The sequence below is a fragment of the Mesorhizobium sp. M0077 genome (genome assembly GCF_040322955.1).
Lineage (GTDB): Bacteria > Pseudomonadota > Alphaproteobacteria > Rhizobiales > Rhizobiaceae > Mesorhizobium.
In genome coordinates this window covers 78,150-97,810 of sequence record NZ_JAMYUL010000015.1, presented here as the reverse complement: position 1 = coordinate 97,810, position 19,661 = coordinate 78,150, and the positions used below count along the sequence as shown (strand labels likewise).

The following is a 19,661-nucleotide window of genomic DNA, read 5'->3' as shown; positions in this document are numbered from 1 at the left end:
GTCGGCTTCCGGCGAAATCGTCGCTGGTGACTGGAGCTTCTCGTGCTCGATAACACGCAAATAGAACGGATCGAACCCACGACGTTCAACTCCGCCAAGGTGCGCCAGCCAATGTATGCCGCGCGCAGGAAGATCTTCCCGAAGCGGGCCTCGGGCAGCTTTCGCCGATTCAAATGGATCGTGATGGCGATCACGCTCGGCATCTACTATCTCACGCCGTGGCTGCGCTGGGACCGCGGTCCGTTTGCCCCCGACCAGGCGGTGCTGCTCGATGTCGCCAACCGGCGCTTCTACTTCTTCTTCGTCGAGATATGGCCCCAGGAATTCTACTATGTCGCCGGCCTTCTGGTCATGGCCGGCGTCGGTCTTTTCCTGATCACGTCGACTGTTGGCCGTGCCTGGTGTGGCTACACATGCCCACAGACCGTATGGGTCGATCTGTTCCTGGTCGTCGAGCGCGCGATCGAGGGCGACCGCAACGCACGCATCAAGCTCGATGCCGGTCCTTGGACCACTCGTAAGCTTGTGCTGCGGGCATCGAAACACGTCATCTGGCTGGTCATAGCCGCAGCGACTGGTGGCGCATGGATCTTCTATTTCGCCGATGCGCCGACGCTGCTCGGCGAACTCTTCACCGGCACGGCAGCGCCTGTCGCCTACATCACCGTCGCGGTCCTGACGGCGACGACCTACACGTTTGGCGGGCTGATGCGCGAACAGGTCTGCACCTATATGTGCCCATGGCCGCGCATCCAGGCAGCCATGCTCGACGAGAGCTCGCTCACCGTCACCTACAATGACTGGCGCGGCGAACCGCGCACGCGTCACGCCAAGAAGGTTCTTGCCGCAGGGCATCCCGTCGGCGATTGCGTCGACTGCAATGCCTGTGTCGCCGTCTGTCCGATGGGAATCGACATACGCGACGGTCAGCAACTCGAATGCATCACCTGCGCGCTCTGCATCGATGCCTGTGACGGCGTCATGGACAAGCTCGGCAAAGCGCGAGGACTGATCTCCTACGCTACGCTCTCCGACTACAACGCCAACATGATCCTGGCCACCGCCGGCGGCGCCAGCTCGGTCAATCCATCACTGGTCAGGACGGATGACGGCCTGTTTTCGGACAGGGTGGCGCATTTCCATATCAGCAAGATCTTTCGGCCACGAACCTATGTCTACATGGCCATGTGGTCGCTGATCGGGCTGGGCCTGCTCTTTTCGCTGCTGACGCGCGACCGGCTCGAAATCAATGTCCTGCACGACCGCAACCCGCAATTCGTGACGCTCTCGGACGGCTCGATCCGCAATGGCTATACCGTCAAGCTCTTGAACATGATCCCCGAACCGAGAACGATTATCGTCACCCTCGGGGGTTTGCCAGGCGCGGAGATGAGCATCGTTGGCGTCGACTTGCCGGCCGCCCGCTCCTTCGCGGTCCAGGTTGAGCCGGACCGGCTGAAGATGCTGAAAATTTTCGTGCGCGTGCCTGCCGATCAGATCCACGGCGAAGCGCAGACCTTCACACTCCATGTCGAGGACAAAGCGAGTTTCGAGTCAAACGAATACACCGCCACCTTCAACGCACCGGAGATCGCCAGATGAACGCCACCACGCGAAATCCCCGCGAGTTCACCGGCAGGCACATGTTGGCCACCATCCTTGCCTTTTTCGGCGTGGTCATCGCGGTCAATCTCACGATGGCGATGCTTGCCAACACAAGCTGGACCGGCCTTGTCGTCGAAAATACCTATGTGGCGAGCCAGCAATTCAACAAGAAGGCCGAGGAAGGCCGTGCGCAGGCAGCGCTTGGCTGGATCGGCCAGTTGACCATCGCATGGGGTGAAGTCCGCTATGGCATCATCGACGCCGCGGGCAAACCGGTTTCCCTGCATGGCGTGAAGGTGCTGTTTCGCCATCCGGCTTACGATAAAGAGGATGAGTCCGTCACGCTCGCCCTGGTCTCTGGCCAGGAGTTTGCAGCACAACACGTGCCAAGGGATGGTGTCTGGATCATCGAAATAGACGCCGATGCCGGCCTGGCAAAGCCTTATCGCGACGTGCGCAGGGTCATGATTTCCAATGGAGCGCTGAAATGAGCTGTTGTGCACCGGGCGCTGAAATAGCGCTGGATCTGGTCAGCGGCACCTCGGTCCTGCCCTCCAGCCAGGAAATCAGGCTGGCGAGCCGATCGCTTGGCGACGACCTTCATCAGACCGACCTTTCGGTGCCGACCGTTCATTGCGGCGCCTGCATCCAGACGATCGAGACGGCCTTGGGAAAACTCGGTCACGTCGAGGCAGCTCGCGTGAACCTGTCAACCAAGCGGGTCTCAGTCCGCTGGCGCGGCGACGAGGCTCCACCTTTGGTCGCTGTGCTCGGGCGGCTCGGCTATCAGGCGCATTTGTTCGAAGCCGAGATTGATGCAAAGGACAAGATGCTTTCGGAGCTTATCCGCGCCGTCGCTATTGCCGGCTTTGCTGCGGGCAACATCATGCTGCTCTCGGTGTCGGTCTGGTCCGGCGCCGAGGGCGCCACCCGCGACCTGTTCCACTGGGTCTCGGCTCTGATCGCCATTCCTGCGCTGGCCTTCGCCGGCGGGATCTTCTTCAAGTCGGCGTGGAATGCGCTGCGCCACGGCCACATGAACATGGACGTGCCGATAGCCGTCGGCGTGTCACTGGCCTACGCCATGAGCCTCTATGAGACGATCACCCATGGCGACCACGCCTATTTCGACGCATCGGTATCCCTGCTGTTCTTTCTCCTGATCGGTCGCACGCTCGATCACGTGATGCGGGAACGCGCCCGCACCGCTGTGAAGAGCCTGTCACAATTGGCCGCACGCGGTGCCATGGTGCTGCGCGGCGATGGCGCTCGGGACTATCTGCCGGTGGGCGAGATCGAACCGGGCATGCTGTTGCTGATCGCCGCCGGCGAAAGGATCCCCGTCGATGGCAAGATCGCGCGCGGGACATCGGACGTCGACTGCTCCCTGGTCTCCGGCGAGAGCACGCCCAGTAGCGTGGCGCCGGAAGACACCGTGCAGGCCGGGGTCCTCAACCTCACCGGTCCGCTGACGATTGAGGCGACAGCGGCCGCCAAGGATTCGTTCCTGGCGGAAATGGTTCGGTTGATGGAGGCCGCCGAAGGTGGTCGCGCCCGATATCGCCGTATCGCCGACCGCGTGTCGGCACTCTACGCGCCCGTGGTTCATCTCACCGCCTTGGCAACCTTCCTGGGCTGGATGGCGGTGACTGGCGACTGGCACCGGGCGATGACGATCGCAATCGCTGTTCTCATCATCACATGCCCGTGCGCGCTTGGCCTCGCCGTTCCAATCGTTCAGGTGGTGGCCGCGCGGCGCCTGTTCGAAAACGGCATCATGGTCAAGGACGGCTCGGCCATGGAGCGCCTGGCAACGATCGATACAGCCGTGTTCGACAAGACCGGCACGCTCACGCTTGGCCAGCCCAGGCTCGTCAACACGTCGTCGATCGATCCCGCCATGCTGGCAATCGCTGCCGACTTGGCCGCGCATTCGTGTCATCCATATTCAAAGGCCATTGCCGGCTTTGCCCTCAGCAGCAGCCAGCACAAATTCGGTGCGGTGACCGAGCACCCGGGTTTCGGGATCGAAGCCACAGCCGCCGGTAGCACCTGGCGGCTGGGTAGACGCGGATGGGCTGGCTGGAAGGCGCGAACCGGCGGCGAAGGCAAACATGGCTATGGCGGAACAGTGCTGACGAAAAACGGCATGATTGTCGCGTCCTTCGTTTTCGAAGATGCGCTACGCCTCGACACCAGGGCAGCGATCGATCAACTGCGCAACGCTGGTATGTGCGTGGAAATGCTGTCGGGCGATACCGCGAAAGCCTGCGCCGAGATTGCGGACGTGCTCGGTGTCGATGACTTCGTTCCCTGCCTGCTCCCGTCCGGCAAGGTTGAACGCATCGAGAGTCTGGCGAGAGACGGGCACAAGGTTCTGATGGTTGGCGACGGGCTCAACGACACACCGGCGCTGAGCGCCGCGGATGTCTCGATCGCACCCGCCACGGCGGCCGACATTGGCCGCAATGCAGCCGACTTCGTTTTTCTGCGCGAAAGCCTCTTGGCGATCCCACTGGCGCTGGACGTGTCGCGCAAGGCGGGAAGCCTGATCCGACAGAACATAACAATTGCTATCGTTTACAATGCTGTGGCCGTGCCGATCGCCATTCTGGGTCATGTTACGCCTCTGATCGCGGCGGTCGCGATGTCTGCCTCGTCATTGCTTGTGATTGGAAATGCGATGCGTCTGCAAGGCTTCGCAACGGGTGCGTCGTCCGAAACGGCGCGGCAGGACAGGCCCGCGCGGGCCGGCACCTTGGCCCGATCCTCATGACGACGCTCGCCTATCTCATTCCGGTGGCGCTGTTCCTTGGCGCACTCGGCCTGTCCGGCTTCCTGTGGGCGTTGAGAAGCGGCCAGTACGATGATCTCGATGGCGCTGCGGAGCGCATTCTAATCGACCGCGACGACGGCGCGGAGAATGCTCCTCGCTCCAAGTGACTCAGATCAAAGCGCCGCGGGTCGGGATGTCCTATCGTCGTCCGACGAAAGATCAGGAGGGTGAGGATGCAGGCCGAATCCATAATGACAAAGCCAGTCATCACGACGGATGCGAACGCGACGATCGCGCAAGCGGTCGAGCTCATGCTTTCAAACAAGGTCAGCTGCCTGCCGGTAGCAGACAGCGACGGCACCCTGATTGGTATTGTAAGCAAAAGCGACTTCTTGCGCCGAGAAGAACTTGGGACCCAGCGTGTGCGTCCGCGCTGGCTGGAGTTTGATCTTGGCCCGGGCACAGTCGCCAATGACTATGCGCGCTCGAACGGACGGATCATCCATCAGGTGATGACCACACCCGTCATCTCGGCGCCTCCTAGCGCCTCGATTGCAGATATTGTCGACCTGATGATGCAACATCGCATCAACAATCTTCCGATTGTCGATCGGGACAGGGTCATCGGCATCATCACGCGAACTGATTTGCTGCTTGTCCTGATCCGCGCCATGCCGAAACAGGGAACCACGCCACCCGATGACGACCTGATCCGCAAGGCTATCCTTGCCGAACTGCAGTCACAAACCTGGAGCGGTGGTGACTTGATCGATGTGAGGGTCAGCGACGGCCTTGTCGAACTGAAGGGGGCGATTGTCGACGAGCGTCAGCGGAAGGCAGCGATCGTTGCGGCTGAGAAGGTTGCCGGCGTCGGGCAAGTCAAGGACGGCCTCCTCCTCAGTACGGATCCGTTCGGTGAAGGTTTCATAGCTGCGGAAAAGGCGGGGACGCGGAGCAGAGTCCCTTTGGTTCTGCTCCCTTCCCACATCACTTGGACATGAGGCTGTCGGCGAGTTCCTTCGGCGTCTAGCGCCCGTCATGGGCGGAGAGGACGCTGTCGGCAGCAAGATGCCCGTCCTGACGGAATGCGATGGCCGCTGCCTGTTTTGGTGGGGCTTGGACCGGCGCTTCCTGTGGATATGAAGAGCGGCCAATACGAAGATCTCGACGGCTCCGCCCAGCGGATCCTTATCGATCGGGAAGAGCCGCGAGGCTGAACCGGTTGGCGGCGCCCAACGACTGTGCGGATGCTGGTCGTCAGTCGACCGAGTCTTTGCTGGATTGCCTCGTCATGATGATATCGGCGCGCGTGCGAAGAACGGATCAGCCACAATACGTTGCCGAACCTTTGGCCAGTAGGGGCACGCGATTGGGAAGCCGACCATTCAGAATGCCTAGACATGCAAACGTTTTCACGGCAATCGACCACTCGACCGTGAACCCGCCGTTGCCGGGTTATCGTGCCTGGTTGATCCAGATCAGCGTTATCTCTTCGTCGGCGTGGTTTCATTGACCAGGCTTCCAACGGAGAACGCATGTCTATCGACGATGGGGAGATGAGCGGCAAACCGTGGGTGATTGCGATGCTTCAAGAGCGCTTCGTATCGCAGATAGCCGCTATGGCGGCACGCTGATGGCCGGCTCTGTCGACACATTCGACATCATTGTCGTCGGAGCTGGGCCGGTCGGACTTGCCTTCGCAGCATCGCTCGCCCTGAGCCGACTCAAGGTGGCAGTGGTTGAACGGCAGTCGCTCGACAGCCTGGCGAATCCGGCTTTCGACGGTCGCGAGATCGCGCTGACGCACGCATCGGTGAGAATCCTTCGCGAGCTCGGCGCCTGGGACGCCATGCCCGCATCTGACAAATCACCGCTTCATGGCGCGCGCGTGCTCAACGGATCGAGCCCTTTCGCCCTGTGCTTCGATATTCGCAGCGGATCTGGGGAACCACTCGGATTTCTGGTCCCAAATTGTCGGATCCGCGATGCCCTGTTCAAAATTGTTTACTTCCAGGATCATGCCCGGCTGCTGTGCGGCAACTCGGTCGTGAATGCAACAACCAGCGACGACGAGGCGGTCATAACGCTTTCTGATGGCAGGCAATTGGCCGCTCGGCTGCTCGTAGCAGCGGATTCGCGTTTGTCCGCGATGCGCGACCTGCTCGGCATTGGCGCCAACATCCATCCGCTTGGCCACTCCATGCTGATTTGCCGAGTGAGGCACGAGCGCTTCCATCACCAGATCGCGGTCGAATGGTTCGACCACCATCAGACCATAGCGATGTTGCCGCTCATGGAAGGCGTGTCGTCGCTGCTTCTGACTTTGCGCTCAATCGAGGCCGATAGACTGTCTGTTCTCGATGACGAATTGTTCCTCATGGAATTGATGAACCGGTGTCGAGGACGCCTCGGGCAGATGACCCTGGCAAGCACCCGCCATACCTATCCGCTGGTCACGACCTGGGCGCACAAGTTCTCGGCACCGAGTGCGGCACTTATAGGAGACGCTGCCATCGGCATGCACCCGGTGACCGCGCATGGCTTCAACATCGGCCTCAGCGGCCAGAAGCAACTCGCTCATAAAATACTGACAGCATGTCGCGCCCGCCGCGACATTGCCGATCCCGACATGCTCGGCAGATACGAAAGCCGGCTGCGGCTGTCGGCGGCGCCGCTCTATCATGCCACCAACATGCTTGTCGGTCTTTACTCAAGCGAGCACCCGGCGGCACGGCTTGCAAGACATGCTGGGCTCCGCTTTGCCCAACATCTTCCCTTTGTCCGCCATGGCATTTCGGCCATGCTCAGGCGGTGAATCGCACAGAGCGCTACCGCTCTGGAGCGCTGTTTCGGCGCGGCTTCTTTGTCTTGCTGGCTCGCAGCGTCGCGGGCAAGGCTGCTTCCTGGTGACGTTGCCGATCATGGCATGATTCGGATCAAGGCACGCGCGCGGGCGAAACCTTGATGATTCGGCAATGCTAAGCCAAAGGTATGACCCGAAGCATGGTGAGCGCACTGGTTACCCTCGCTGGGTAGTTAACCCGTCCTTCAGTGGGCTTGCATAGGTTTGGTCCTCGCGAACAATGACGGAAGCAAGCTGGTCCATTCATGGCACCCCTAAAGAAAGAAGAATCGCTGGAGGCCAAAATCCGTCAGGATCAGCTTGCTGACCTGAGGGCCGGGCTCTTCGTGTCGATGCCGATAAGCGCGATCCTGTCAGGCCTGATTTGCGGGGTGCAGGCCCTTTCTGGCGGCGGCTTTGCCGCTGCAAGCTGGTTCCTGGTCGTCAATGCGCTAAATGCCGCCCGGCTTGCACTCGCCCGTTTTCAGCTAAAGGAAACGGGGCGCCATCAGGATTTGCTTGGCGTTTTGCCGCGCCTTCGCATGTTTGGCGTCCTTGCCCTTCTGGCAGGGTTTGCCTGGTCCTTCCCGGCCGTGCTGACTGTTGGATACACAACACCTCAAGCACCGATGCATCTGGTCATACTGGCGGGCATTTCAGCTGGTGCGGTTACATATGGCAGTTCGTATGCCGCGGCGGCGACCAGCTTCATCACACCTCCACTCCTCATCACGGTGGCGTGCCTTTTGGCGAAAGGCAATTTTGAACGCTACATTCTGGCTTTCACCGTTCTGCTCTTCATGGGCGGCTTGGTCCGAGCTTCGTTTGTTGGGCAGGCGCGCTTCCGCGAAGCAAGCCGCCTGAGACATGAGGCAGAGCGACTTGCGTCGGAAATGGAGCGCAACTCCAGGGAGGACCATTTGACCGCCCTTCTCAACAGGCGGGGCCTTGAACACGCCATCGGTCGGTTCAAGACCGCGGATGGCCCCTTCGTGGCAATGCTGATTGATCTGGACGGCTTTAAATCTGTCAACGACACCTACGGTCACAGGACCGGTGATGAACTGCTTGTCATGATCGCCCGCCGCATAGAGCAGGAAGCACCGGAAGGCTCAACGCTAGCTCGTATCGGCGGCGATGAATTCGTGCTGGTTTTTCCCTCAACGAGAGCTTCGCTTTCTGCCAGTGATCTCGCCTCCAATATCATAGCCAAAATTGCTCGCCCCTATATCGGGGTCGCGTCCGTGCGCGTCGGGGCATCGATAGGGATATACTTGGCGCAGACGTCGAGCCTGACTGAAATGCTGTTGCGGGCCGATATCGCCCTTTATACGGCCAAGCGCCATGGCAGGAACGAATTTTGCCTGTTCGATGCCGAACTCGACCGGGAACTCCAACGCCGCCAGTCCATCGAACGGGACCTTCATTCGGCGATAAAGACGGGAAGATTGCAACCTTGGTTCCAGCCGATCGTGAAACTCGACACCGAGGCCGTGGTCGGTTTTGAAGCCTTGCTGAGATGGTCCCATCCGACACATGGTGCCATCTCTCCACCCGAAATCATCACAGCCGCACGCGAAACCGGAATGCTTCAGCTGCTGACGCAAACCGTATTCGCCGACTGTTGTGCTTTTATCGACGGCTTGGTGAAAGCTGATTGTCGTAACATTCGTGTGGCGATGAATGTTTCCCCGCGCGAACTGGAAGCCGGCGATATCGACGACATGGTTCTGGATGGTCTGGCCGCAAGAGGCCTGCCTGCGACGATGTTCGAAATCGAGATTACCGAAGAATCGCCGGTGGATCCGGACAGAGTGGATGAAAAGCTCGGACGGCTTTCGCATGCCGGTATTTCCATCGCGCTCGACGACTTCGGCACCGGCTTTTCTACCTTGGCATCTCTCAAGGACCGTCGGATACGCAAGGTGAAAATAGACCAAGGCTTCATTCGCGGCTTGGCCAAGTCCCGAGAGGACCGACTGCTTGTCAAATCCGTCATCGAACTCGGTGACATGCTCGGGATCGAGGTCATGGCCGAGGGCGTCGAAACAGAGGCGGATCGGCAAACCCTGCACAAGCTTGGTTGCCGAACCGCCCAAGGCTTCCTCTTCTCCAAGGCTGTGCCTTTGATGCAAGCACTGGAAATGGCAGTCAAACAGTACGCGAACCAGTTGTGACCGCTCCCGCAGCGCCCGCTGTCGCGGCCGTGCGCTGCCGAATTTGGCTACAGAGACTTGCCTACCCGAAACACGTGGCATTGGGCGCTGTGCATCAGCCGGCGAACAGTTCCTTGTAGCCGGTCGTCACCATCCAGTTCGCACGGTCGATATGGCTGCGAAGAGCTTTGCGGGCGCGGACCGGGTCAATGGACGGGTCGATGCCGAGGATGCGCTCGGCCATCTCCTTTTCGCTGGCATTCTCGGCGCAGGCATCCAGGATCCGCAGGTAGATCGTGAAATGCTCCCTGTCGTAGCTCGTGAGGTTCTCCGACCAGGGGACTTCATCGCTCAAACTTGAGCTTCGAGTCTCATCTGTTCCCATTGGTCCATTCATGCCTGCGAACCTCGCCTGTGAGCGCAGGCAGTATATCCCAAAATGGGATAATCCGAAACCGGGATTAGTCGCTGATCCGGTCTTTACCCGACCGGTTCGCCTCCATGCCCAAATCCCTTCGATCGCCCCGCCACCAGCGGTTCCTGGCCCGGCTGGTTTTGCTGCGCAAGGCCAAAGGCCTGACCCAGAAGCAGCTGGCTGACAAGCTTGGTCGTCCCCAATCCTTCGTGGCCAAGTACGAGGGCGCAGAGCGGCGTCTCGATGTCATCGAGTTTCTCGACATAACTGCGGCCCTTGACGCTGATCCGTGCGAGATTCTCTCCAGCCTCCGGTCCTAGCGGGCGCGCCGCATCTATCATGATCACGGACAGGAATATTGAGTGGGACAACGCCTCAATTTGTTGAAAGGCGAGCGCTGGTTTTCGGAGGAAGCCGCGCGCACGGCGCCGATGCCTTTTGGTTCTCGACGTAACTGCGGCGCCTGACCATGTGCGAAAAAACTTGGCGGGCGCCCGCGCGCCTGACGACGCGCACCAGGTGCTCGTGAACGAGCCCGCTTTTCTTCGGCAAGCTCAGGCGGTCTCGGCCATTCGGCTTCGCCCCTTGGCGTGGGCAGCCCTTCGGGCTGTGACGGCCGCCGCCCTTGCGGGCGGCGCGGTTTGTCTGTTGGCCTTTCCCGGTGGCGCGGGGCGGGCGGCACTCCCTTCTAGACCCGCCGCGGCAGCCCGCAACCCTTCGCGTGCCGCTCAGGGTCCTCCTCTTCGTTCCGGTCCTTCGGATGCGGTCCGCCTACCACGGCGGGCCTTTCCGGTCGCGACTCGCCGCCCACCCCGCTTCCGGGGAAAGGCGCGGCGATTGGCGAGCGGAGGATAACACATGCGTGCAAGCAGCAAGCGTACCACCAGCGGAGAGGCTGGCGCAGGCAAGGGCAGGCGCCCAGGCGCAAGCCTCTATCAGGAGATCACCGACCGCATCATTGCCGAGCTGGAGCGCGGCACCGTGCCATGGGTCAAGCCATGGGGCAGCGCAAAAGCAGGCCTCGGCCTGCCGAGGAATGCGTCCACGGGGCGCACCTATTCCGGCATCAATATCCTTATCCTGTGGGGCGCCGTCATCGAGCGCAGCTATCCCAGCCAGAATTGGCTGACCTTCCGGCAGGCGCTTGCCCTGGGCGGCAATGTCAGGAAGGGCGAGCGCGGCACGACGATCGTGCATGCCGACCGCTTTGTCCCAAAGAACGAGAAGGAGCGCGCACGCCACGAGGGCGATGCACCACAGGCCGTGCCTTTTCTGAAGCGCTTTACCGTCTTCAATGTCGCGCAATGCGACAATCTTCCGGAACACCTCCATGCCCCTGCCGAGCCGCTGCCACAGTGCGAGATCGTGCCGCAGGCCGAGACGCTCATTCTCGCCAGCGGTGCGGATTTCAGGGTCGGCGGCGATCGCGCTTTCTACATGCCGTGCAGCGACCACATTCAGGTGCCGCCGCAGCCAGCGTTCCATCAGCAGATCGACTATTACCGGACCTGCTTTCACGAGCTAGGCCACTGGACCGGCCACCCGACGCGGCTTGCTCGCGACCTCTCCGGCTCGTTCGGCTCCAAGGCCTACGCGCGTGAAGAATTGGTCGCCGAAATCACTGCCGCCTTCGTCTGCAGCAATCTCGGCATCGAGCCGACCGTGCGTCACGCCGATTACATCGGCTCATGGCTGAAGGTGCTGCGCGAGGACAACCGCGCTATATTCCGTGCCGCCAGCCTAGCTTCGAAGGCCGCTGATTTCCTGTTTGGCCTTCCGGCCGATGCGGAAGGCGAGGCGCAAGAAGGGATTGCGGCATGACGATGCGCGATCCTCAACTGACCGCGACCGAGCCGACGCCGCAAAGGAGCAGACGCTCATTCCCGGCGTCCAGCCGATCACCACGCGGGCAAACCCTCCTGATGGACGCGCCGATGTGTCCGCGCGCGGCGCAAAGCTGCTCGAGGTCGGTCTCTAATGGGGAGGCGGATCAGAGGAAGGTCCGGTGAACCTTTCTCCCGCCGGACGCAAGAAGTCAACGCGACCCGTTCTGACAAGGAGTCTTTCCATGATCCTGATCACCAATCCACTGCGCGCACGACTGCTCGCCCATGGCGCCGCCGGCGCCGACATCGACCATTTTCCCGTTGTGAAACTGTTTGATCCGACAGGTGCCGCGACCTCGCTTCTGAGCGAACTCGAAGCCGATGGCGACACGCTGTTCGGTCTTTGCGATCTCGGCTTCGGCTTCCCCGAACTTGGCAGCGTCAGTCTGGCCGAGCTTGCATCCGTAAAAGGGCCGCTTGGCCTCGGCATAGAGCGCGACCTGCATTTCCAGGCGCGCTTTCCGATCTCCGTCCATGCCGAAGCCGCCCGCATTTTGCGGCCACGTCACCGAGGCCGAGCGACTGCTGCGGCAGGCAGCAGACGCCCTATCAAAGCCCCATTCCGAGCTTCCGCCCGACACGGCGGAACAGCAGCGCCGATAGGCGCAAAAACCGTCCCGCCGCGTCGGCCTTCGGCCTCCGCGGCGGGGACAACCCGGCAGGCGGCGCTATTTCGCCGCGAAATCGCTTGCCGACGAGCGCGGTGAAGGCGATCCCTTGCCCTGCGCCATCATGGAGGACGGTGACGACGCCGATGCGCTCGAAGCTTCCTGATCGAAAACCTCGCCCGCCTCGATCCTGACGAAGTATGGCAATGGGAGACGTTTCGCGGCTTGTCAGGCAAGGCCGCACCGTTCTCGACATCGCTGTGACCTTCGGCATCACTGATCTCAAGGTCAAACGCATTCTGGCGCTTGGCGACCTCTTGCCCAAAATCCGCGAAGCCTATCGGCGCGAGGAGATCGACACCGAGCCGGTGCGCCATCTCACCATGTCTTCCAAGGCGCAGCAGAAGGACTGGCTGGCACTCTGTGCCGATCCCGATCAATACGCGCCGCGTGGCTATCAATTGAAGCAATGGCTGTTCGGCGGCCAGTCGATTTCCACCAAGGTGGCACTGTTTGCCATCGAGGAGTATCCCGGCCTGATCACCTCGGACCTGTTCGGCGAGGACAGCTATTTCGCCGATGCCGACCTGTTCTGGCAAAAGCAGAACGAAGCGATTGCCACCAAACGCGACACCTATCTCAACGAGGGCTGGAGCGAGGTTGTGCGCTGGAACCGGGCCAGTATTTCCACGCATGGGACCACGAGAAGACCCCGAAGAAGAAGGGCGGCAAGATCGTCATCACTGTCTCGCATCGCGGCGAGGTCGAGTGTCACGAGGGCTGGCTGTCACGCAAGGAAGCCCGCCGCGCCCGCGAGGGCGGCGAGCAAGAAGAAACAGCCGCCAAGCTGCCGCGCCCCGAAGTCACCGGCCCGATGCACAACTATATCGATCTGCATCGCCATGCCGCCGTGCGCGCGGCCATGCTCGACCATCCCGCCGTGGCGCTGCGCCTCGTGGTGGCGCACGCCATCACCGGTTCGGGCCTGTGGCAGGTGCGGCCTGAGCCGCCGCGCAGCCAACGAGACGGTAACTGCCAGCCTTGCCGGCTGCAAGGCTGAAGCCGCATTCGGCAAAAAGCGGCGCGAGGTATTGGCCCTGCTCGGATCACCGGATGAGGATAGCTTGGTCGCCGGCGGCAATGGCGACGCCGTTGCTATCGCCGGCGTGTTCGCGCGCCTCTTGGCGCTCTGCGACGACGATGTCATGCGCGTTCTCACCCTTGTCATGGCCGAGACGCTTGCAGCCGGCAGCGCCGTCGTCGAGGCGCTCGGCAACCACCTGAACTCGACATGGGCATATGGTGGCAACCGGACGATGCCTTCTTCGACCTCTTGCGCGACAAGGAAATCGCCAATTCGATGCTGGCCGACGTCGGCGGCAAGCTGGTCGCGGACGGCAATGTCGCCGAGAAGGTCAAGACGCAAAAGAACATCATCCGCGACTTCCTGGCGGGCGAGAATGGCCGCCCCTGGGTCGAGACCTGGCTGCCGCGCTGGATGAAATTCCCGGCCGAAAGCTACACCAGCCGCAGCGGCTCCGCACCGCCGATCAGTGGACACAAGTGCAGCCGCTGTTCGTGCGCGAATAGTCGATCAGGGCCCGAGCGGCGGTTCTCTCGATTACCGCCGCTCAGGTCGCGCGCCGCTACGGGCCACGCCGGCTGCCGATTGGGCGTCTTGTCGAGCCAGTGCCGCGCGCGAGAAATTCCGACGCCAGTTCGCCCCATTTCGGCAGCCCCGCACCGCGCCGGGTTGCTTGCTGAGGCGCCAAAGGCCCATGGGGCCAATTGTCCGATCCGGTTGCCGACAGAGCCCGCGCAGCCGGCGCTCTGCATTGCGGCCGGCTTCTTGTGTCACCGATCGCGCCACCTGTCTCCATTGTGTCTCGGGGACCATTCCCTGCGGCTGGCTTGTCGACCTATGGGCGGATCAGGCCCGCCCGAAACCCTCGCCGGCAGCTTTTTTCCCCGCCGCCTGCGGCGGCTTCCTCGCGCCGCTTCGCTTCAAAAAAGCTGCCCGCGCGGGTCCTCCGCTATCGCTGCGGCCGTCCCGGTTCCGGCGGTCCGGACGCGCCCATCACGGTCCGCCATCGCAGGGGAATGGTCCCTTGCGAGCACCAAGAGGAGACTGGATATGACCGCGATCGGATACGTCACCAAACAGGAAAACGGCGGCTACAAGGGCCAGCTCAAGACGCTCAGCGTCCGCGCCGACATCGATATCGTGCCCAATCAGGCAAAGAGCGCCGACACCCATCCCGACTTCCGGGTGCTGACGCAAGGGGTCGAGGTGGGTGCGGGCTGGATCCGCACCGGCGAGACCTCCGGCAAGGACTATGTGAGCCTGTCGATTGCCGCCCCCGAGTTTGGCCCCCGCAAGCTCTACGCCAATCTCGGCCGCGCCGCCGGCCAGGATGACGACGACACTTACGCCATCATCTGGAACCCGGTCGACTAACCGGCCGATCCGGAAAGCCCCGCGCCGCCACCGGCGCGGGGTCCTCTCTCAGGACCCGTGAGGCCGCCGAAGGGGGCGGCGAAAACTCGCCCCCCACTCTTCGCCCGTCCCCAAAACGATCTCGCTCGCCGATCCTCGCCTTGGCTTGTCCGTAGCGAAACGAGGATCATCATGGACGACGAAAACGAACGCGCAGCCCGCGCCAAGAAGGGCAGTCCGTTTCTCAATACCGCGCAGGCGGCCTTCTATATCGGGCTGTCCCAGCGCACGCTGGAGAAGATGCGCCTCAAAGGCGGCGGCCCGCAATTCCGCAAGCACGGCCGCTATGTCCGCTATCACATCGACGAACTCGACGATTGGTCGAAGGGGCACGCGCAGGAGACCGGGCCCGAGGACGGCGGGCACGATTCCGGCTCGGCCGGCGAGGGAGGCCGCTCATGAGCCGGCGTCCCACCATCCATCTGATCGGCAGCCATCTGCGGCGCATTCGGGCGCGCAAGACGATCGCCATGGCCACGATGGGCCTTGCCCTGATCGGCTTCGCCGCCTTCGGCAAACCATCGCCCTGGCTGGTCTGGAACGCCTCGGCGAGTGCGCCGGTCGGCCTCTATCGCGTCGCGTCCGGATCGCCGGCTCTTGGTGATCTCGTACTCGTCCGCCCGCCAAAACCGGTCGTCTATCTGGCCGCCGAACGCTTCTATCTGCCCAGCAACGTGCCGCTGGTCAAGCACCTTGCCGCGCTGGCTGGCGAGCATGTCTGCGCCTTCGGCGACGCCATCATCATCGGCGGCGAGATTGTCGCGCGCCGGCTTGCAACCGACACGCAGCACCGTCCGCTGCCTTGGTGGAATGCCTGCCGAAAGCTCGCCGCTGCCGAGGTTTTCCTACTCGGCAGCGACAAAAATCGCTCGTTCGACAGCCGCTATTTCGGGCCGGTGCCGACCGAAAATATCATCGGGAGGCTCGTGCCGCTATGGACCGAGTGACCCTCCTGATGCTGGGCATGGTGTCTCTCGCACCATGCTCCTGTTCCGCGGCGACCAACACGAAGCCGGTCGTCATCTCCCATAGTCCGCAGCTTGCAAGATGGCAGCCCTTCGTAGCCGAAGCAAGCCGGCGTTTCAGCATTCCACAGACTTGGATTTATGCCGTCATGGATGCCGAAAGCCGGGGGCAGACAAGGCTCAATGGACGGCCGGTCACGTCGAGCGCCGGTGCCATTGGCCTGATGCAGGTGATGCCAGGCACCTACGAGGAGTTGCGCGCAGAGCTTGGCCTGGGAGCCGCCCCGCACGACCCTCGCGACAACATTCTGGCAGGCACTGCCTATCTGCGCGCCATGTATGACCGCTTCGGATTTCCAGGCCTGTTTGCAGCCTATAACGCCGGGCCGGAGCGCTACGAACAGCATTTGCAGCGTGGGCGGCCACTGCCCAGCGAGACGGTTTCGTATCTGGAAGAGGTCAAGGCGGCGGGCATTTCGGCCGCCGATATGGACGCGCTCACCGACAAATCCCGTTCCAAAAGCGCGCCGGGAATCCCTTCCGGGCAGTCGCTGTTTTTCCTCCGAAACGGTGTTTCCGTGACCGGCCCGAATGGCCACCTCCTGGTGCCGCTCGGATCGGAGCGAGCAAGGTCAGGCCGGCCGGATCGCAGGTGAGGGCAGCGGCTACCGCGGTTCGGGCGGGGGGCAGGGAGGCAGGTCCGCGGAAGGCAAGATAAAGGCATCGCCTCCTGAGGCGGCGAAGTGTTTGTCTGCACATCGTTTTCCCGGGAGGTTGCCTGCGGGTCCAGGAGGGTCTGGCGCGCAAGCCTCTGATTTTGCTGCTGGTTCATCGGAGGCCGCATGCAGGATGACGAATTCACGCCGAGGCTCGGCAAAATTGGCTCGCGCGGCTCGAAGGCGGGCAAACGCTACGCTGGCCAGGTCCAGGCCGCGGTCAACCGAGCAGGCGGCAGGAGCGGACGCGGCAGCCGCTTCATCGGAAGCCGGGTGGGGCGCGGCGGGGCTGCTGCCGCCGTTCTTAGAGCACGCGACCGCCACGCGGCGTTTCGGCAGCGGCGCGCAGTCGTCAAGGCACGCATCGTCAAGCTGGCCGGCAAGGGAGTCGACGGAGCTCGTGCGCACCTCCGCTACCTCCAGCGCGACGGCGTCACCCGGGAAGGCGAGCGTGGCGAGCTCTACGCTGCCGACAAAGACCACGCGGACGGCAGGGCCTTTCTCGATCGCGCGAACGGTGACCGTCATCAGTTCCGCTTCATCGTCGCCCCTGAAGACGGTATCGAGTATGATGACCTGAAGCTGCTCACCCGGCGCCTCATGGCGCAAATGGAAGAAGACCTCGGCACCAGGCTAGACTGGGTGGCCGTCGACCATTTCAACACCGGCCATCCTCACACCCACATCATCGTGCGCGGCAGGGACGATCACGGCGAAAACCTCGTCATCGCGCGGGACTACATCTCCTCTGGCCTGCGCGAGCGCGCAGCCGAACTGGTTAGCCTCGACCTTGGCCCGCGCACCGACCGCGAGATCGAGCAGCGCTTGCGCCAGGAGATGGAGCAGGAACGCTTCACCAGCATCGACCGGCAGCTGATGCGCATGCGCGACGAGGGGCATGTCTCACCAGCCAGCCGAGACACCTTTCGCCAGACGCTGCACCAGGGCCGCCTGCGCAAGCTCGAGCGGATGGGCCTCGCCGAGGAGATGCCTTCGGGTCGCTGGCGCCTGGAGGATGATCTCGAATCCACGCTACGCCGCATCGGCGAGCGCGGCGACATTGTCAAGACCATCCATCGCGAGCTGACCGGCAAGGGGCTCGTCCGCAGTGCCGCCGACTATCTTATCCACGATCGATCCGACGGGTCGGCCCAAACCGTGGTCGGACGTGTCGTCGGGCGCGGGCTGGCCGACGAAATCACTGACCGCCATTACCTCGTCGTCGACGGCGTGGACGGCAAAAGCCACTATTTTGATATCGGCAAAGGCGAGGCCACCCAACCGACACCAGAAGGCTGCATAGTGCGGATCAGGCCGAGGGACACCGGGCCAAGAAAAGTCGACCGCACAATTGCCGGCATCGCCACGGTCAACGACGGGCGCTACAGCATCGATATCCATCTCAAGCATGACCCCTCGGCCACCGAACGCTTTGCCGAAACGCACGTGCGGCGACTGGAGGCGATCCGCCGTGCGACCGGTGGCGTCGAGCGCGAGCCGGACGGCACATGGACAGTCGCGCCCGACCATCTCAACCGCGTCGCGGATTACGAGCGTCAACGAGCGAGGGCCCAGCCTGTTGTCGTCGACAAGCTCTCATCAATGCCGCTGGAGAGCCAAGTAGGCTTTGACGGCGCCACCTGGATCGACCAGGAGCTGGTATCAGCCCACCCTGAGTCCTTGCGCGACTCTGGCTTCGGTCGAGAAGTACGTCAGGTCCAGGCCCGCCGACAGCAGTGGCTGATCGCGCAAGGTCTTGCCCATGATGCGCAGGATCGGGTCATCTATCGCGCCAACATGCTTTCAATGCTGCGCCAACGAGAGCTGAACCGTGTTGCCAGTCAGCTCTCGGACGAACTCGGGCTCTCGTATTCTGAAGCGCAGCATGGCAATCGAATAGACGGTACGCTGCGCCGCTGCGTCGAGCTCGCCGGCGGAAAATACGCTGTCATCGAGAAATCGCGCGAGTTCACGCTGGTGCCCTGGCGGCCGGTGCTTGAGCATCATATCGGCAAGGAGGTGTCTGGCGTGGTGCGCGCCGAGGGGATTTCCTGGACGATCGGACGGCAGAGGAGCGGGCCTGGCGTTTCGTGAACTGGCTACAATTTATTTGTTCACGTTGAAACAGGTACTCAGCCCAGACGGAGTTCCTCCGCCTGCTGCTTGCTCGCAGCATTCATTTGGCGGAGAGTCAGTGTTCTGCATTTTGTAGTTCGCTCTGTCAAAAAGCGCTGGGAATATGCATCATGTTCTGCGTTGACACGGAAGCCGGGCCGACAGGTGCCGCCCTGTGGTTGCGGATCGGCTCCCGATGGCTGCCAGCTAGAAAGGTGGGCTGACTCGTGATAGCGCAAGGGGCTATGGCGGCCGCGGTACGGCGAAGCGAGCTCTGGCATCGAGGATGAAGCCGCACTTCCCGATCTTATTCTACTCGCAGGACCGGCAGACGCGGCGGTCGCCCCTGCGGGTGCTGTTGGCCCTGGCGTGAACTGGCAGTCCGTCCCGCGGGGACTTTGTAACGGAGAAAAGTCGCTGCGATGGCCCGGGTGACGATGCGGTCAGCGACCATGCCAGACGAGATCGGCAGCTTTCTGCCGCGGCACGGCGCCGGAGCCATCAGGCCGCCGCGACATCGGGTCTGGCGCACCTTCGGATGTTGGCTGGCCGCGGTTTACTTCGAGCAGCGCCGGGTGGGTCATGCGGTGCCGCTACTGGGCACCGAGGCAGCTTTGGGCATGAGACCCGTTCAATCGCGCCGGCCACGTCGGTCATCGCGACATCTGGAGTCGAGGCCAGGTCAGACCGGGAAAAAAACCTGCTCGTCGCGCGGGAGCCCCGGGTTGCGCCGTCGATCCTTCCGCCCAACTCAGCGCCGCGCGACCAGCAATAGCCCCTTGCCCCGAAACTGACGCCAAGCCGACGGACCCGCTCTGCGCATACCGATGCCGTCCGCGCCGTCGTCGGCGGAAACCAGCGAGCCGTGGACCTCACACAATCTGAGCCGCTGGTGACGATGTGCATCGCCTACTTCCATCCGCACTCCTATCGACGAACTCGCCCGCTGCCCGCGGTGATGCGAACCCGTGGATGAATATTTCGCCGAAGCCGCAGTGGGGGCTCAGCCTCGACGATTTTTTTGCCTTGCCCCGGCGGGCGGCGCAACCGAGCATCGAGACAAAAAACGGAAAGGGAGGG

17 protein-coding genes and 1 pseudogene are annotated in these 19,661 nt (G+C 62.4%); 17 read left to right on the top strand and 1 reads right to left on the bottom strand.

Features of this window, described 5'->3' with window-relative positions; all coding sequences use genetic code 11:
* Positions 1-42 precede the first annotated feature (42 nt).
* The 8 genes from ccoG to NKJ57_RS24935 all read left to right on the top strand — a co-directional run bounded on the left by ccoG (position 43) and on the right by NKJ57_RS24935 (position 9,400).
* Positions 43-1,602, top strand: a complete 1,560-nt coding sequence (gene ccoG, locus NKJ57_RS24970) for a cytochrome c oxidase accessory protein CcoG (RefSeq protein WP_352512955.1) — start codon at positions 43-45, stop codon at positions 1,600-1,602.
* Positions 1,599-2,096 carry a FixH family protein gene (locus tag NKJ57_RS24965; RefSeq protein ID WP_352512957.1) on the top strand — a complete coding sequence of 166 codons (498 nt, stop codon included), beginning with the start codon at positions 1,599-1,601 and terminating at the stop codon, positions 2,094-2,096. Before ccoG ends, NKJ57_RS24965 begins: the two co-directional genes overlap by 4 nt.
* Entirely contained in the window at positions 2,093-4,381 is a 2,289-nt protein-coding gene (locus tag NKJ57_RS24960) for a cation-translocating P-type ATPase (RefSeq protein ID WP_352512959.1), read from the top strand. The genes NKJ57_RS24965 and NKJ57_RS24960 overlap by 4 nt, the downstream gene beginning before the upstream one ends.
* Positions 4,378-4,548: a cbb3-type cytochrome oxidase assembly protein CcoS gene (gene ccoS, locus NKJ57_RS24955; protein WP_023685546.1), complete on the top strand. Its 171-nt coding sequence runs from the start codon at positions 4,378-4,380 to the stop codon at positions 4,546-4,548. Before NKJ57_RS24960 ends, ccoS (NKJ57_RS24955) begins: the two co-directional genes overlap by 4 nt.
* Before the next feature lie 66 nt (positions 4,549-4,614).
* A complete protein-coding gene (locus NKJ57_RS24950; protein ID WP_023707010.1) occupies positions 4,615-5,382 on the top strand; it encodes a CBS domain-containing protein in 768 nt (255 codons plus the stop codon).
* Positions 5,383-5,466: 84 nt separating this feature from the next.
* Positions 5,467-5,598 (top strand): cbb3-type cytochrome oxidase assembly protein CcoS, encoded by a 132-nt coding sequence (ccoS, locus tag NKJ57_RS24945; protein ID WP_081732297.1) that lies wholly within the window; start codon positions 5,467-5,469, stop codon positions 5,596-5,598.
* 416 nt (positions 5,599-6,014) lie between these two features.
* Complete coding sequence (ubiM, locus tag NKJ57_RS24940) at positions 6,015-7,196, top strand: 5-demethoxyubiquinol-8 5-hydroxylase UbiM (protein WP_352512961.1); 1,182 nt, start codon at positions 6,015-6,017, stop codon at positions 7,194-7,196.
* 293 nt (positions 7,197-7,489) lie between these two features.
* Positions 7,490-9,400: a putative bifunctional diguanylate cyclase/phosphodiesterase gene (locus tag NKJ57_RS24935; protein WP_352512963.1), complete on the top strand. Its 1,911-nt coding sequence runs from the start codon at positions 7,490-7,492 to the stop codon at positions 9,398-9,400.
* Positions 9,401-9,494: 94 nt separating this feature from the next.
* On the opposite strand, the gene NKJ57_RS24930 is transcribed toward NKJ57_RS24935, so the two are convergent.
* Complete coding sequence (locus NKJ57_RS24930; protein WP_081731646.1) at positions 9,495-9,776, bottom strand: DNA -binding domain-containing protein; 282 nt, start codon at positions 9,774-9,776, stop codon at positions 9,495-9,497.
* A gap of 104 nt (positions 9,777-9,880) precedes the next feature.
* On the opposite strand from NKJ57_RS24930, the gene NKJ57_RS24925 reads away from it, so the two are divergent.
* The 9 genes and pseudogenes from NKJ57_RS24925 (at position 9,881) to rlxS (ending at position 18,560) form a co-directional block, all read left to right on the top strand.
* Positions 9,881-10,114 carry a helix-turn-helix domain-containing protein gene (locus NKJ57_RS24925; RefSeq protein WP_023708050.1) on the top strand — a complete coding sequence of 78 codons (234 nt, stop codon included), beginning with the start codon at positions 9,881-9,883 and terminating at the stop codon, positions 10,112-10,114.
* A gap of 538 nt (positions 10,115-10,652) precedes the next feature.
* Complete coding sequence (locus NKJ57_RS24920) at positions 10,653-11,615, top strand: ArdC family protein (RefSeq protein ID WP_352512965.1); 963 nt, start codon at positions 10,653-10,655, stop codon at positions 11,613-11,615.
* 247 nt (positions 11,616-11,862) lie between these two features.
* Positions 11,863-12,283, top strand: a pseudogene (locus tag NKJ57_RS24915) (DUF2958 domain-containing protein).
* A gap of 211 nt (positions 12,284-12,494) precedes the next feature.
* The gene (locus tag NKJ57_RS24910) at positions 12,495-13,790 is read left to right on the top strand and encodes a hypothetical protein (protein ID WP_352573779.1); all 1,296 of its coding nucleotides are present in this window, start codon (positions 12,495-12,497) and stop codon (positions 13,788-13,790) included.
* Positions 13,791-14,422: 632 nt separating this feature from the next.
* Positions 14,423-14,746 (top strand): DUF736 domain-containing protein, encoded by a 324-nt coding sequence (locus NKJ57_RS24905; protein WP_023672372.1) that lies wholly within the window; start codon positions 14,423-14,425, stop codon positions 14,744-14,746.
* A gap of 171 nt (positions 14,747-14,917) precedes the next feature.
* Positions 14,918-15,187 (top strand): helix-turn-helix transcriptional regulator, encoded by a 270-nt coding sequence (locus NKJ57_RS24900; protein WP_023672373.1) that lies wholly within the window; start codon positions 14,918-14,920, stop codon positions 15,185-15,187.
* A complete protein-coding gene (locus tag NKJ57_RS24895; protein ID WP_023697819.1) occupies positions 15,184-15,732 on the top strand; it encodes a S26 family signal peptidase in 549 nt (182 codons plus the stop codon). Before NKJ57_RS24900 ends, NKJ57_RS24895 begins: the two co-directional genes overlap by 4 nt.
* Entirely contained in the window at positions 15,720-16,406 is a 687-nt protein-coding gene (locus tag NKJ57_RS24890) for a lytic transglycosylase domain-containing protein (protein ID WP_023704126.1), read from the top strand. Before NKJ57_RS24895 ends, NKJ57_RS24890 begins: the two co-directional genes overlap by 13 nt.
* 186 nt (positions 16,407-16,592) lie before the next feature.
* Positions 16,593-18,560, top strand: coding sequence for a relaxase/mobilization nuclease RlxS (rlxS, locus tag NKJ57_RS24885; protein WP_352512971.1), 1,968 nt, complete (start codon positions 16,593-16,595; stop codon positions 18,558-18,560).
* Positions 18,561-19,661: the final 1,101 nt, after the last annotated feature.